This is a genomic window from Bartonella sp. SL317 (assembly GCF_059687655.1).
The window spans coordinates 596058-610725 of the sequence record NZ_CM185144.1 but is presented as its reverse complement, the minus strand read 5'-3'; the positions used below and the strand labels follow the sequence as shown (position 1 = coordinate 610725).

General features: G+C 38.8%; 11 protein-coding genes and 1 pseudogene. 8 read left to right on the top strand and 4 right to left on the bottom strand.

The features are described 5' to 3' along the window. Positions 1-23 precede the first annotated feature (23 nt). Together AC6ER9_RS02985 and AC6ER9_RS02980 are read right to left on the bottom strand one after the other, a co-directional pair. Positions 24-668 carry a TIR domain-containing protein gene (locus AC6ER9_RS02985; RefSeq protein ID WP_497074935.1) on the bottom strand — a complete coding sequence of 215 codons (645 nt, stop codon included), beginning with the start codon at positions 666-668 and terminating at the stop codon, positions 24-26. Between the two features lie 716 nt (positions 669-1384). Next, on the bottom strand, positions 1385-2047 hold the full coding sequence (locus tag AC6ER9_RS02980) for a thiamine phosphate synthase (protein ID WP_497074934.1): 663 nt from the start codon (positions 2045-2047) through the stop codon (positions 1385-1387). A gap of 337 nt (positions 2048-2384) precedes the next feature. On the opposite strand from AC6ER9_RS02980, the gene AC6ER9_RS02975 reads away from it, so the two are divergent. The 8 genes and pseudogenes from AC6ER9_RS02975 to ybgC all read left to right on the top strand — a co-directional run bounded on the left by AC6ER9_RS02975 (position 2385) and on the right by ybgC (position 10490). Next, on the top strand, positions 2385-3527 hold the full coding sequence (locus AC6ER9_RS02975; RefSeq protein WP_497074933.1) for an OpgC family protein: 1143 nt from the start codon (positions 2385-2387) through the stop codon (positions 3525-3527). 180 nt (positions 3528-3707) lie between these two features. Next, positions 3708-4226, top strand: coding sequence for a DUF1465 family protein (locus tag AC6ER9_RS02970; protein ID WP_497074932.1), 519 nt, complete (start codon positions 3708-3710; stop codon positions 4224-4226). 1674 nt (positions 4227-5900) lie between these two features. Continuing rightward, positions 5901-6041: a hypothetical protein gene (locus AC6ER9_RS02965; protein WP_497074931.1), complete on the top strand. Its 141-nt coding sequence runs from the start codon at positions 5901-5903 to the stop codon at positions 6039-6041. Positions 6042-6363: 322 nt separating this feature from the next. Next, positions 6364-6628, top strand: a pseudogene (locus AC6ER9_RS02960) (DUF1465 family protein); the annotation flags it as partial. A gap of 785 nt (positions 6629-7413) precedes the next feature. Beyond that, complete coding sequence (gene ruvC / locus AC6ER9_RS02955) at positions 7414-7929, top strand: crossover junction endodeoxyribonuclease RuvC (RefSeq protein WP_497075259.1); 516 nt, start codon at positions 7414-7416, stop codon at positions 7927-7929. A gap of 179 nt (positions 7930-8108) precedes the next feature. Continuing rightward, positions 8109-8723: a Holliday junction branch migration protein RuvA gene (gene ruvA / locus AC6ER9_RS02950; protein ID WP_497074930.1), complete on the top strand. Its 615-nt coding sequence runs from the start codon at positions 8109-8111 to the stop codon at positions 8721-8723. A 13-nt stretch (positions 8724-8736) separates the two neighbouring features. Continuing rightward, positions 8737-9828 carry a Holliday junction branch migration DNA helicase RuvB gene (gene ruvB, locus AC6ER9_RS02945; protein ID WP_497074929.1) on the top strand — a complete coding sequence of 364 codons (1092 nt, stop codon included), beginning with the start codon at positions 8737-8739 and terminating at the stop codon, positions 9826-9828. Between the two features lie 221 nt (positions 9829-10049). Beyond that, positions 10050-10490, top strand: a complete 441-nt coding sequence (gene ybgC, locus AC6ER9_RS02940; protein WP_497074928.1) for a tol-pal system-associated acyl-CoA thioesterase — start codon at positions 10050-10052, stop codon at positions 10488-10490. Positions 10491-10749: 259 nt separating this feature from the next. Here the strand turns inward: ybgC and AC6ER9_RS02935 are convergent, their stop codons facing one another. Beyond that, complete coding sequence (locus tag AC6ER9_RS02935; protein ID WP_497074927.1) at positions 10750-10917, bottom strand: DUF4102 domain-containing protein; 168 nt, start codon at positions 10915-10917, stop codon at positions 10750-10752. A gap of 2417 nt (positions 10918-13334) precedes the next feature. Then, on the bottom strand, positions 13335-14660 hold the full coding sequence (gene tolB / locus AC6ER9_RS02930; RefSeq protein ID WP_497074926.1) for a Tol-Pal system beta propeller repeat protein TolB: 1326 nt from the start codon (positions 14658-14660) through the stop codon (positions 13335-13337). Between the last annotated feature and the right edge of the window lie 8 nt (positions 14661-14668).

The following is a 14668-nucleotide window of genomic DNA, read 5'->3' as shown; positions in this document are numbered from 1 at the left end:
AAATTAAGGATGAGTGTTTAAATTTATAATGCATCAATTGCATCTGCATCTAAAGAGAAGCCAGCTTGTTTTAACCGCTTCATAAGTTTAGGAAATGTTTCTTTTATGTCTTCTTTAAAAGAAAGGTAGTGAACTCCATTAACATCTGAAGGTATTTCAACACCTTCTTTGTATAAAATAGCAATTTTATCAAGAGGAAGCACGCCGACTAACATGCCCGTTTCCAAAACAGCGTTTTGTCGTGCACGATCTTTGGCCTTTGTTTCACCGTCAGTCTTCGCATAACCCACGTCATCAGGTGTTAGCAGTACAATACCAAACCCTATAGAACCATTACAAATTTCTTGTTTCAAAGTTTCAATGATGGGTAAACCATTACCACTCGTATTTTGTAGGATGTATGGATCGAGCCTAAGTTTGAGAAGAGCATTTTCAAGCTTTGTTAAGGAGACATGATCATGACCATGAACGATAAAAATTTTTGGAGAAGGGGGAGAGACATGAGAAGATGTTTTAAGAATGTTGGAAAGAGTTATTGGGGAAGGAATCGTTGATGCTTCTTCTAGATATGGAGTTAAATCTTCTTTTAACTTTCGTGCAGCGGATGCTTTACCTTGAAAGTTGAGTGTTCCTGTACTTTCATACCAATTAATAATTCCTCCACACAAGGTTTTGATCTGATATCTTCCAGAAGAATTATGTAAGAGAGGTTTAGCTTTTAGAATGTAATACCAGCATTGCAAACTATCTTTTGAAGATCTTCAAACGTTCCTCTGTATTTGTATTCCATTTTTATATCCCCTTTATATTTTTATCATCAGTTGTTTGTATTCACTATTGGTATGAGAAAATGATGATTATCCCCCAATCGTAATGATTTCTTTTTATAAGAACTGAATTAGAAAGCTTTTATGATCCTTCTTTCTATATATTATGTCAAAAAAAGACGCTAGCTTTTTCAGCTCTTTTGATTGAATTATGAAGCAATTTTATTGAGTTTTGAGGTAAACAAAACACATTTTTATTCTCTTTATCTGTTACCGTGTGTTCACCATAGGTAATATAGCGGTGGGTGTGGTGTTGTTTTTAACGCTTTCTTTGTAAATTCTTCCCGTATTAAAAGGGGGGCGTTTTTGCATTGTTTTAAGCAGAGGCAAGGGGATGTCGTTTACAAAGATGATATCTTTAACGGCAATGAATTTACAGGCGGTCTCTTCATCAAATGTTGCACAATCGCTTGCTTTTTAAAGAAGAGTGAGGAGCACTTATTTCTTTTTAGACTATAGGATGTGTGTGTTTGTAAGGTGTGGTGGGGCGCGTGTTCAAGAGTATGCTTTAGTCTGGGAACGCTTTTCCTTTACAAGAGTCAATTAAATAAAGAGCTTTACAAGGGGAAATTTTTACATTTTTCTTGGCAAGTTTGAAGCAGAGCCAAGGGGGTGTCGTTGGTAAAAATAACTTCTTCTACGGCAATAAATTCGCATCCCGTCTTTAAGGTTTCATCAAAGGTTGCAAAATCACTTCCTCCTTGAATAATGGCGGGGGTTTCCATAATCTCTGCCCACCATGTTGCTAACTGAATATTGCGGGGGTGCGCTTGGGGTTTTTTATCAGCTCCTAATTTGCCAAAGAGAAGATAATCAACCCCTGTTTCTGCGGCAAGCATAGCACTATGGCGATTGCGTAAATTGCCAAAGCCGATGATTTTTTGTTCCTTTTGCTGATTTTTAAAGCTTTCAAGGATGTTCAGATCATCTTCTATGTGTAAACCATCAGCTTTTATGCGTCCGGCAATGCGGCTGTCACCAGCAATAAGAAGGGCGGCACCATTATTTTGAATATCTTCTGCGTAAGTTTGTGCTTGTCGTTGTAAAAAAGAACCATCATCTTTTTGCTTTTCAGAATCATAAAGAATGACACAAGCAAAAGATTTGGTTTGTAAAATCGGACGCAAAAAATTATCTGGGGCGTTGCGTCGAACATCAAGTGTTAAAACTAATTGAGGAAAAAGAGGTGATTCAATCGGTTTGTTTTTTTGTTGTGTCATGTCAAATTCCTGTTTTTTTAAAAATAACATTTAAAAATTAAAATTTCATCCTACCTTTTTTGCGATGAGGGGCACTACTATTTTATCTAACTTTTTGTGGTGCGTGGAAATCCATTCAATTGAGTAATGAGCGTTTTTTTGAGTATAATTTGAGTATAAAATGTCGCCTTTTGTTGTTTTCGATGCGTGGTTGCTTTTTGTTCTTTTGTCTTAAAAAATGAGACTTATAAAGCAACTTGACTCTTCAAAATTAAAGTTTATTCTTACACTATTCTTTTGCGATCAGGATCACCACCGTTTTTATGTCACTAGGTTTAGGGTGTGTGGGAGTCCGTTGATGAAATACCAAGCTGTTATTAACCATAATACGCAACATTTCTGTCGCGATACACGCATTGATGTTTTTCGCTCTCTAGCTTTATTGACAATTTTCATTAACCATATTCCTGGGACACTCTATGAGAATATAACCCATAGAAACTTCGGTTTTTCTGATTCTGCAGAAATTTTTGTTTTGCTTTCAGGCGTTTCTCTGGGGCTAAGCTTTCAAGGGCAGTTACAGCATAAGTCTTTTGCTTTTATTATCCGAAAACTGTGGTACAGGGCTTTGCAACTTTATGGGGCCTATCTTTTTACAACCTTTGTAACTTTAAGCCTTTTTTTTGGAGCCTTTTTCTTATGGAGAACAGAAAAACTGTTAATGATGAACAATGTGGGGCTTTTTGTTACACAGCCGTTTACGGCATTTTTGCATAGTTTTAGCTTGGGGCATCAATTAGGCTATAATAATATTCTTCCACTTTATATGGTTTTGATGTTTTTTGCACCTTTTATCCTATATTGGGGTTGTAAACAGACAAAATGGCTGCTTTTAGGGTCGTTTATGCTTTATCTTACTTGCGGGTTTTATAAAATTGCTCCTCCTTCTTATCCTATAAAGGGAAAGTGGTTTTTGAACCCTTTGTCTTGGCAACTCCTATTTGTTATAGGTTTAACCAGCACTTTAGCGCTTAAACAAGGAAAAACAATTGCTTTTCAGTTTTTTTGGGTGGTTTGTGCGGCAGGATATCTCTTGTTGGCACTGTTATGGGTTCGCTTAAACTGGTGGGGCGTTTTGGGGTGGTTGGGTTGGTCTTCTCCGTTGATCAACTTTAATAAAACCTTTTTAAGCTTACCTCGTTTGCTCCATGTTCTTGCTCTATCCTTTCTCATTGTATGCTTGCCGCGCGTCAATAAATGGTTTTATGTTTCAACACAACATCCTTTAGCAATCTTAGGAAAACATAGTTTACCGGTCTTTGTAACGGGAACCATTTTTGCTATGTTTGGACAAATTGTAAAAACAGTGATGACAGGAACGTTTTTTTCCGATAGTCTCTTAATAATAACAGGTATTGCTTTGCAATTTGGAGTCGCTTACTATTGCGAAAAACGTCGATTTTTGCAGAGCGCGTTTTCGAGGAAACTGATCCGTTTGTAAGAAAAACGGTTTCATAGTTGTTGTTTGGCTGCGTTAACCTTAGTATAAAAAGTGCATTGCGCAAAAAATGTAAAAGAGGTAGTCAATAAAAAAAGCATTCTATACAGTAACAAAAGAAACTTTTTAGGACTCTATTCGTTGAGTGGTGTGGTTTTGTGCTGATACTTGGAGTATAAAAGCGTGAGCGTACATAAACGTCCCTATGATGAACCTATTATCATGATTGAGCATAATGCTTTTGAAAATGCTTTTAATCGTCTTTATGAAGAGACAATGGCACTGATTGAAAAAACAGCAGCCTATATCGATTCAGAAGGGAAGGTCGTGGCACGTTCCCTTTCGGCAGAAATTTCTGCAATCTATGCAAAAGAGGCGATGTATTTAAGTACACGACTTATGCAAATTGCCTCTCAACTCCTTCTCCTTCGAGCAGAGCGCGAAGGGGAGATGTCACCAGAACAAATAAAAAAAGAAATCGCAAAAGTTTCTCTTCAGACACCGACATTGGAACTTGAAACCTCGCATTGGAATGAGCTACCAGAAATTTTCCGTCAATTTGTTGCGCATTCACTGCGTTTAGAGGCGCGCATAAAATATATGTGCGCAGGGTGGGAAGCTGCTGCTGCTTGTTCCTTAGAAGATGAAAATCCCGTGGGAAAACAAATTGAATTGCTGAAAACAGCCTTTGGACGTTCTTAAAAAATATTCCTTTAGTTTTTGTTCATTCGCTCTTATTTTAGAGGCACCCATATTTTTCGTTTAGGATATGTGGCTGCGGTTTATGCGCTTGATGTTGCGGTTGATGTGTTTTGGTCAAGATAGGGCAGCTTTTATCTTGAACAATGATAATTGGCTGGGAAGGCAAATTGAATTGCTGAAAACAGCCTTTCGGGGGAGATATGTTCTTTGTTTTGCGCGAAGGGGAAATGTCAGCGGAACACATACAAAAAGAAATCGCAAAAGCTTCTCTTCAGACACCGACATTGGAACTTGAAACCCCGCATTGGAATGAGTACCCAGAAATTTTCTGTCAATTTGTTGCGCATTCACTCTCGTTTGAGAGGCGCGCATAAAATACATGTGTGCGGGGTGGGAAGCTGCTGCTGCTTGTACTTGAGATGATGAAAATCCGAGAGCAAAACAAATTGAATTGCTGAAGACAGCCTTTGGACGTTCTTAAAAATATTCCTTTAGTTTTTGTTCATTCGCTCTTATTTTAGAGGCATGCGCATTTTTCGTTTAGGATATGTGGCTGCGGTTTATGCGCTTGATGCTGCGGTTGATGTGTTTTGGTCAAGATAGGGCAGCTTTTATCTTGAACAATGATAATTGGCTGGGAAGGCAAATTGAATTGCTGAAAACAGCCTTTCGGGGGAGATATGTTCTTTGTTTTGCGCGAAGGGGAAATGTCAGCGGAACACATACAAAAAGAAATCGCAAAAGCTTCTCTTCAGACACCGACATTGGAACTTGAAACCCCGCATTGGAATGAGTACCCAGAAATTTTCTGTCAATTTGTTGCGCATTCACTCTCGTTTGAGAGGCGCGCATAAAATACATGTGTGCGGGGTGGGAAGCTGCTGCTGCTTGTACTTGAGATGATGAAAATCCGAGGGCAAAACAAATTGAATTGCTGAAAACAGCCTTTGGACGTTCTTAAAAAATATTCCTTTAGTTTTTGTTCATTCGCTCTTATTTTAGAGGCACCCATATTTTTCGTTTAGGATATGTGGCTGTGGTTTATGCGCTTGATGTTGCGGTTGATGTGTTTTGGTCAAGATAGGGCAGCTTTTATCTTGAACAATGATAATTGGCTGGGAAGGCAAATTGAATTGCTGAAAACAGCCTTTCGGGGGAGATATGTTCTTTGTTTTGCGCGAAGGGGAAATGTCAGCGGAACACATACAAAAAGAAATCGCAAAAGCTTCTCTTCAGACACCGACATTGGAACTTGAAACCCCGCATTGGAATGAGTACCCAGAAATTTTCTGTCAATTTGTTGCGCATTCACTCTCGTTTGAGAGGCGCGCATAAAATACATGTGTGCGGGGTGGGAAGCTGCTGCTGCTTGTACTTGAGATGATGAAAATCCGAGAGCAAAACAAATTGAATTGCTGAAGACAGCCTTTGGACGTTCTTAAAAATATTCCTTTAGTTTTTGTTCATTCGCTCTTATTTTAGAGGCATGCGCATTTTTCGTTTAGGATATGTGGCTGCGGTTTATGCGCTTGATGCTGCGGTTTATGTGTTTTGGTCAAGATAGGGCAGCTTTTATCTTGGATGATGATAATTGGCTGGGAAGGCAAATCGAATGACTGAAAAGAGCTTTTCGGGGGAAATATTTTCTTTGTTTTGCGCGAAGAGGAAATGTTAGTGGAACACATACAAAAGGAAATCGCAAAAGTTTCTCTTCAGACACCGACATTGGAACTTGAAACCTCGCATTGGAATGAACACTCAGAAATTTTCCGTCAATTTGTTGCGCATTCACTCTCGTTTGAGAGGCGCGCATAAAATATATGTGCGCAGGGTGGGAAGCTGCTGCTGCTTGTACTTGAGATGATGAAAATCCGAGGGCAAAACAAATTGAATTGCTGAAAACAGCCTTTGGACGTTCTTAAAAAATATTCCTTTAGTTTTTGTTCATTCGCTCTTATTTTAGAGGCACCCATATTTTTCGTTTAGGATATGTGGCTGTGGTTTATGCGCTTGATGTTGCGGTTGATGTGTTTTGGTCAAGATAGGGCAGCTTTTATCTTGAACAATGATAATTGGCTGGGAAGGCAAATTGAATGACTGAAAAGAGCCTTTCGGGGGAAATATTTTCTTTGTTTTGCGCGAAGGGGAAATGTCACCAGAACAAATAAAAAAAGAAATTGTAAAAGTTTCTCTTCAGACACCGACATTGGAACTTGAAACCTTGCATTGGAATGAACACTCAGAAATTTTCCGTCAATTTGTTGCGCATTCACTCTCGTTTAGAGGCGCGCATAAAATATATGTGCGCAGGGTGGGAAGCTGCTGCTGCTTGTACTTGAGATGATGAAAATCCGAGGGCAAAACAAATTGAATTGCTGAAAACAGCCTTTGGACGTTCTTAAAAATATTCCTTTAGTTTTTGTTCATTCGCTCTTATTTTAGAGGCATGCGCATTTTTCGTTTAGGATATGTGGCTGCGGTTTATGCGCTTGATGTTGCGGTTTATGTGTTTTGGTCAAGATAGGGCAGCTTTTATCTTGGATGATGATAATTGGCTGGGAAAACAAATAGAATGACTGAAAACGGCCTTTCGGGGGAAATATTTTCTCTGTTTTGCGCGAAGGGGAAATGTTAGTGGAACAAATAAAAAAAGAAATCGTAAAAGCTTCTCTTCAGACACTGACATTGGAACTTGAAACCCCGCATTGGAATGAGTACCCAGAAATTTTCTGTCAATTTGTTGCGCATTCACTCTCGTTTGAGAGGCGCGCATAAAATATATGTGTGCGGGGTGGGAAGCTGCTGCTGCTTGTACTTGAGATGATGAAAACCCCGTGGGAAATATATATCATCCATAGAGAAGCATTTTTAATACTTATGAATGTAGGTATCTTCTCTTTGCTTACTGGTGATGGCTTAAGCGTTATGACATTGAAGATGAGATAGAAGGTGAAGATGAAATAAAAGGAAAAGTTTTATTCTTTATTTGGCTTATCTTATAGGGTGCGAATGGTTTTGTTCGAGTCCATTTGTGATCTTGTTCTATAAAGGTGCTGTTTGTTCGTGTATCATACTGTATAAATGCATGATGCGTGGCTGTCTTGATTACTGGTTTTATGTTTTGCTGCTGTTTTCTTTGGGGGTGAGCCTTTATTCAAAAGAGGGAAATGTGTATAAACTGGAATTTATGGCAGAGACGATTCGTATTATAGGCATTGATCCCGGATTACGTTATACTGGATGGGGCGTTATCGATCTTGCGGGTAATCGTCTTCAGTTTGTTGCTGCAGGGACGGTTTCTTCTGATGTGCAGTGTGATTTAGCTTCCAGACTCTGTCAGATCCATAAAGGTCTTTCAGAGGTTGTACATCAATTTATGCCCCATGAAGCGGCGGTGGAACATGTGTTTGTCAATAAGGATGCTACGGCAACTTTAAAACTTGGGCAAGCACGTGCAATCGCGCTGTTGGTTCCTGCGCAAGCCAATCTCCCTGTTTTTGAATATGCTCCTAACAAAGTGAAAAAATCAGTTATTGGTGTTGGGCATGGCGCTAAAGAACAAATCCATATGATGGTAAAAGTTTTGCTCCCACGGGCTGAATTTGATAGCAGTGATGCGGCTGATGCTCTTGCGCTTGCTCTTTGTCATAGTATGCATCGTAAGAGTGTTAACCAATCTTATCAGGCAAGGGTGGCGATATGATTGGGATGGCAACATGATAAACAAATTAAAGAACATTTCCATATCTTTATCTTTGAGGATCATAGCCTTTTGGATATTGACGGTGTGGGGTAGATTGTTGTGTCAAATTGGTTTTATACAATGTGAAAGAATGGGCTGGTCTTATCAGGCAAGGGTGGTGATATGATCGGGGTAAAAACATGATTGGCAAATTAAAGGGCACGCTTGAGCATATCTTTGAGGACCATATCGTTCTGGATGTTCATGGTGTGGGGTATGTTGTTTTTATCTCCAATCGGTTGCGTCCTTCTTTACCTGAAGTTGGGGAGACATTAAGTCTCTTTATTGAAACCCATGTGCGTGAAGAGGCAATCCGTCTTTTTGGTTTTGCCACAAGAGCTGAACAGGAGTGGTTTTGTATGCTTCAAAATGTTCCAGGGGTAGGGGCAAAGGTTGCTTTGGCAATCTTGGGAACTTTATCACCTGATGAACTTGCACAAGCCATTGCTTTAAACGATGGGGCGATGATTAGTCGAGCACCAGGCGTTGGTAAAAAAGTCAGTGAAAGAATTGTGGGTGAGTTAAAAAGTAAAACACTTCCCTTTGAACAGGCGGTCAAGACGGTTTCGGTTTCTCAGAACGAGAGGGTTAATCAACCTGCACAAGATGCGCTTTCCGCATTGATGACGCTAGGCTTTGAACGTGAGAAAGCCGCGCGGGCTCTTGCTCTTGCGATGAATACTCTTGAAGGGGAAACCGTTTCTTCTGCTCTGCTTATCCGCCATAGTCTCAAATTGCTTTCTTCTCCTACTTGAATAAAAGGTCACAATGCATAAAGATGAAGATCAACGCCTTTTGGGGGCAGCACCCCTTCCAAACGACCCCGATCGTTCCTTAAGACCTCAAGTTCTCGATGACTTTATTGGCCAAGAAGCGGCACGGGCTAATTTAAAAATATTTATTGAAGCTGCAAAAACGCGGCAAGAAGCGCTGGATCATGTTTTGTTTGTGGGACCACCAGGGCTGGGAAAAACAACGCTTTCACAGATTATGGCCAAAGAATTAGGCGTTAATTTTCGCTCTACTTCAGGGCCAGTTATTGCTAAAGCAGGCGATTTAGCCGCTCTCTTGACCAATCTTGAAGAACGTGATGTGTTGTTTATTGATGAAATTCATCGCTTAAATCCAGCCATTGAAGAAATTCTTTATCCCGCCATGGAAGATTATCAACTCGATTTGATCATTGGAGAGGGGCCGGCGGCGCGCTCGGTTAAAATTGATCTGGCTAAATTTACTTTGGTGGCAGCAACCACACGGTTGGGGCTTTTGACCACACCACTGAGAGACCGTTTTGGTATCCCCATTCGTCTTAATTTTTATACGATAGAAGAATTAGAATATATTGTGCAGCGCAATGCACGGCTTTTTGCCGTTAATATTAGTGATGATGGTGCGCATGAAATTGCACGCCGCGCCCGCGGGACACCGCGCATCGCTGGACGGCTTTTACGGCGCGTTTGTGATTTTGCTTTGGTAAAACAGGCAAAACAAATTGACCGGAAAATCGCTGATGAAGCGCTTTCTCGCCTTGAGGTGGATCATTTAGGCCTTGATCCGCTGGACCGGCGTTATTTACTCCTGATTGCCGAAACTTTTTTAGGGGGACCAGTAGGCATTGAAACGATTGCTGCTGCTTTATCAGAGCCGCGTGATGCGATTGAAGATATCGTTGAACCGTATCTTCTCCAACAAGGCTTTATTCAAAGAACGGCGCGTGGACGCATTCTCACGGAAAAGGCTTGGAGCCATTTAGGACTTGTCGCGCCTGCTTCAACCTCTATACAAAAGCGTGCTCAACTTTCTGATGCTCAAGATAATGCATCACTTCAGACGTCTTTATGGGATGGGGAAGAGGACTAAGGCATCTTTTTAAAGAAACTGTGTGAATATTTTATAGCAAAATAGCAAGGTCATAAAATACAAGAGGCATTTTTCTTGTCCTTGTGTTCTGATCGAAAGGGTTTAGAACGCGTGAGGTTTTTGTATTTTTTGCTTTTCATAACTTCAACACAAAAATGTGTTCAATATTTTTATTGATAAACAATTTGCTATCTTAAGTGATTTTATGGGACATAAAGTTAATGACAGAAATAACGCCTTTAAAGAGCAATCATACAAGTGCTTTTCATAATTTTCAGGTGCGCGTTTATGTGGCTGATACAGATTTTTCCGGGGTGGTTTATCATGCCCGTTATTTAGAATTTTTTGAACGGGGACGTTCAGAGTTTTTAAGGGATACCGGTTTTAATAATAAGATGTTAGCTGCAGGGGTTGAGGGGGAAAAACTATTTTTTGTTGTGCGTCATATGGAAATTAGTTTTTTTAAACCAGCCAAAATTGATAACCTTTTAGTGGTTAAAACGCGTGTTGATCATATCCAAGGGGCGCGCTTTTTTATGGAGCAATCTATTATGCATGAGGCAATCACGTTGGTAACAGCAAAAGTTGAAATTGCTTTGATTAATGAGGAAGCAAAACCACGACGTTTACCCAAAGAGCTTTTTGCAAAAATGCTGGTTTAAAAGTGTTTTTGCCTATACGCTTCATAAAAGCTCTATGGGACATCTATGAATCTAAAATCTAAGGGCTTTGTTTCGCCGACACAGGGCAGATAAATCATAGGATCTAGCAAAGAAAGCATTTCTGCTACTTGGCTACAAAAAATGGGAGATGATGCCTTATACAATCTATCATGTCTCAGTCTGCGTTATTGTTTAGATTAATGTTTTATCGTCCATTGTGTCCATAAGTTCAAGATATTCTTTTTTTAAGAGATATCTCTTAAAACACGTCACACCCATTTCGCGATGGCGCTTTGTGAATGGTGTAGCGATAAATCCATTGAGTATTGCCATCTTTACGCTTATGAAAAAGCAAGCCGGCACCATCATACGCTTTGCCAGCCTTTGAGTGTTGCGGACTAAACCTTTGGCTTGTAAGGCGGTTCATGAAAAGCCCTTTTTATTTCTTTCTTATACAGTTTGATCCACATGGCTCTTTGCGCTTGTTATGTGTAAGTGGATGGTTTTGATTGATACAACATGAGAGAGAGATTTGAAATGAGAGAATCTTACGTTATTTTGGACCCTCATTCAATATAGAAAACAGTAAATTATCATTATAAAACAATGCACCATTCTCTTTTGAAGAGAGATTTTGTTGGCAAAGAAATAACAAAACAGATTGAAATTTATTTTTATGATTATAATACTTATGATAAAGAATATATTCATTTATAACAATAATAATCGAGACTTATTCAAGTTGAATAAGAATTTTCCTTAAGATTTTCTCATGTAAAATCTGGACGCATTTTTATCAAAATTATTTTCTTATCACATGATGAAATGGGAAAATCTGATGAAATGGGGAAGCTTGCATGGCGAAAAAGCTATACCATAAAAATACCTCTTCATAAAATGTCTTAGAGTATTAAGAAGTTGTCATAATATTGGAGGATCTGTGTTAAGGGGGCTGGTGTGCTCTTTTATGAAATGTAAGGAGGCTGGAGTAGATTTTATATTTAAGGGGGGATAGCGTTATGTTCTTTATGGGGACGGTCGCGAAATGAGCTTGGATACGCAATATCTCTTTAAAATCAGTGTGTAAATAAGCAATGCAACAAAATACTGCAAGCCAGTATAAGCCGTAAGGTTGGAGCTTTTTTCAAAACACTTAAAGACTGTTTGAAGCTATTCTTATGACTGCATTGTCATTTGATATGACAAGAAAGAGCACTTATTTCTAATGCATGGTTTTATGTGCTTTTTAAATGCAAGAAATGAGAACGAGGTCAAAACATAGCTGAAACGCATGGCTAAAATGTCTTTTTTATTTAGAGTTTTAAAAGCATATTATTTTATTTGACTTCTATTTTTCCTTCAAAGGGACAAAAATTTTTAACGCAATTGGGTCGTAAACTTTTCAGATTTTGTTGAGAAAACTCTAAAGAGATTTACATACATGGTATTGGTTTGAATCTATGTATTATTCTATACTCGATATTTAGTGTGCACTTAAAAAACATTTAATGTGCCAAGGAGGCACAAAAATCTCAAATGATGGTGTTTTGTAGCATCAAAAGAATAATTTATTGACTGAGAATGATATCATTTCTCACGTGGAGAAAAGTCAAGACAGTGAAAAGATTTTCATTTCAAATCTGTTCCTATTGAAACACTTAAAATCATACGCTTACACTCTCATAAGAGAACAATATATAAGCCGTTGAAAAAATGTAAAACTGCCATTTTTCACGATCACAATCAAATCTTATAAATGAGCCCAAGAGAATAAGGGGGCAGTTTTTATTAAATGAAGAGGGGAAAATTTTGTTCATGTCACAGAAGCTTTGGTATTATCCCATTGCTAGAGAGATAATGCGCATTAAAGGATTTTTCCATCGATAGAGTTTACAGCAATTAATGAGACCGTATAGGGCGGGTTGTGTGGGGACAACCATGGGAAAGATCGCATGAGACTTAAATAGTTTTTCATAAAACGGCGGGTGTTGGAAGAATAATACATTGATTTATATAGATCGTTAGCGTTATTAAAATTGAATGGGATCCCTTAAATGCTCTCAGATTTTCTCATTTCAAATCTTTGTGTGTATTGCAACAATCAAAATCATACGTTTGCATATTCTATTATTAAGCAAGAGAAAATCCGTGTGCCGTAAAACTTAAAGGGCTAAAAATGTCATTTCATGAACCATCTTAAAAGCTGTAAAGCTATTGCAAAATTCTAGGGCTTGTATGATGCTGTCTTGCACTTTTATGAAACCTCAAAAGCTTCTAAAAATATTCGATATTTTTTAAAAGGGCTGCTCCATAGTCTTTAAGATAGGATTTTCCCCAAGGGTTTTCTTTTGTTAAGGAAAACACATCAGGAGAAAAGTAAAGAGAGCCTGCTTGACAACAATCTGAACTCTAAGCAAACCAGATCAGAGGGAACGTCAAAAATATCGATAGCGACAGTTTGAAGAATACAGGCAGTCTAAAAATTTCAAAACAGCTCTTTTTTTAATGATAAATCACTGTTTCACCGATTGAATGAGAACCCTTAAATGCCCTCAAATTCTCTCTTTTTAAATCTCTTTATATTGAATCAATTAAAACCGCTTGAGCTTACACATAAAAGCGGAAGAAATTTGTTTTTTGAAAAAATACTGTTCTCCCAAAGAAGTTTCATGACCACGCAGTCAATGCTGAATAAAATTTATAAAATCCCCTATGCTTCTTAATAACTAATAATAAGTGCCACCTTTCAATGCTTAAAGTTAATGATCAAAGGCCATTGAAATTGTGTAGATTTGAGAGTGTATACATTCCCCTTATATTCTGTATTTTCATCAAGCATTTTTTTTATTGCATATTGAGCAATGGCGACCATGCTGGATCAGAAGCATCATTGGGTGTGGGGAGTTGACGTTCATTGCGTCCCGTAATGTCAATGGTATAAATTTTAGGTCCCATATCGGGATTTTTGCGAAAGAACATCAACACACGACCATTGGGGGCCCAAGTTGGTCCTTCATTGTGAAATCCTGTGGTTAAAATTCGTTCTCCTTGCCCATCAGGGTGCATAACACCGATAGAAAATTGTCCGGCTAATTGTTTGGTAAAGGCGATATAATCACCCCGTGGCGACCAAATGGGTGTTGAATAACTCCCCTCGTTTGAAGAAATCTGCTCAATATTACTCCCATCCGCATTCATTTTATAGATTTGCGGCTTTCCGCTACGATCTGAAGAAAAGACGATTTGTTTCCCATCCGGAGAATAAGAAGCAGAAGTATCAATAGCAGAAGTTGTTGTCAGCCGTGTCATTGTACGGGTTCGCAAGTCCATGGTATAAAGATTTGCACTTCCATCATTTTGCAACAAACTCATAATGACTTTTTGTCCATCAGAAGAAAAACGGGGAGCAATTGACATGTTATTAAATGTTCCGATCAACTCTCTTTGACCCATTTCAATTTGTTGGAGATAAACATGTGGCACTTTATTTTTCTCATAAGCCATATAGGTCATTTCTTGTTTTTTGGGTGAAAAACGTGGCGTCAAAACCAGTTCACTTCCATCAGACATATAAACCAAATTTGCACCATCTTGATCCATCATTGCTAAACGTTTAATACGTGCATTTTGGGGACCTGTCTCATCGATAAAAACAATTCGTGTATCAAAATAACCACTTTCCCCAGTCATCTCACTATAGATTTCATCTGCAATCATATGAGCTACACGTCTCCAATGTTCTGTCGCGGTATAAAAACGCCGCCCTTTCAGTTGTCGCTGCCCAAAAACATCCCATAAACGAAAATCGACCCTCAAGCGCCCGTCGCTTTCTCTCATGACTTGCCCCGTCACCAAGCCTTGCGCTTTTATTTTCTGCCAAGAAGCAAAATGCGGTTGTTTATTAGGGTTCAAAATTCTTTCAAAAAATTTTTCCTTATTAAGCGGTAAAAAAAGCCCCGACCGTTCAAGATCAGCTGACATCACAGCCGATATTTTCAATCCAATCGAATCATTGGAAATAAAATCTGTAATGGCAATAGGAATGGGATTAAAATCAGCACTCGAAATTGTTCCTTTCAATTGCGCATAAACTGATGAGGAACTGAAAAGCCACAAACCACAAGTGATAATACACCACGTAAAAACTTTATGTCTCGTTGTACTTATCATGGAATTTA

What these genes read in the sequence shown, in the direction of transcription:
- AC6ER9_RS02980 (WP_497074934.1), bottom strand. Translation starts at nt 2,047, where the DNA reads ATGACACAACAAAAAAACAAACCGATTGAATCACCTCTTTTTCCTCAA.
- AC6ER9_RS02975 (WP_497074933.1), top strand. Translation starts at nt 2,385, where the DNA reads ATGAAATACCAAGCTGTTATTAACCATAATACGCAACATTTCTGTCGC.
- ruvC (WP_497075259.1), top strand. Translation starts at nt 7,414, where the DNA reads ATGGCAGAGACGATTCGTATTATAGGCATTGATCCCGGATTACGTTAT.
- ruvA (WP_497074930.1), top strand. Translation starts at nt 8,109, where the DNA reads ATGATTGGCAAATTAAAGGGCACGCTTGAGCATATCTTTGAGGACCAT.
- ruvB (WP_497074929.1), top strand. Translation starts at nt 8,737, where the DNA reads ATGCATAAAGATGAAGATCAACGCCTTTTGGGGGCAGCACCCCTTCCA.
- ybgC (WP_497074928.1), top strand. Translation starts at nt 10,050, where the DNA reads ATGACAGAAATAACGCCTTTAAAGAGCAATCATACAAGTGCTTTTCAT.
- AC6ER9_RS02935 (WP_497074927.1), bottom strand. Translation starts at nt 10,917, where the DNA reads ATGAACCGCCTTACAAGCCAAAGGTTTAGTCCGCAACACTCAAAGGCT.
- tolB (WP_497074926.1), bottom strand. Translation starts at nt 14,660, where the DNA reads ATGATAAGTACAACGAGACATAAAGTTTTTACGTGGTGTATTATCACT.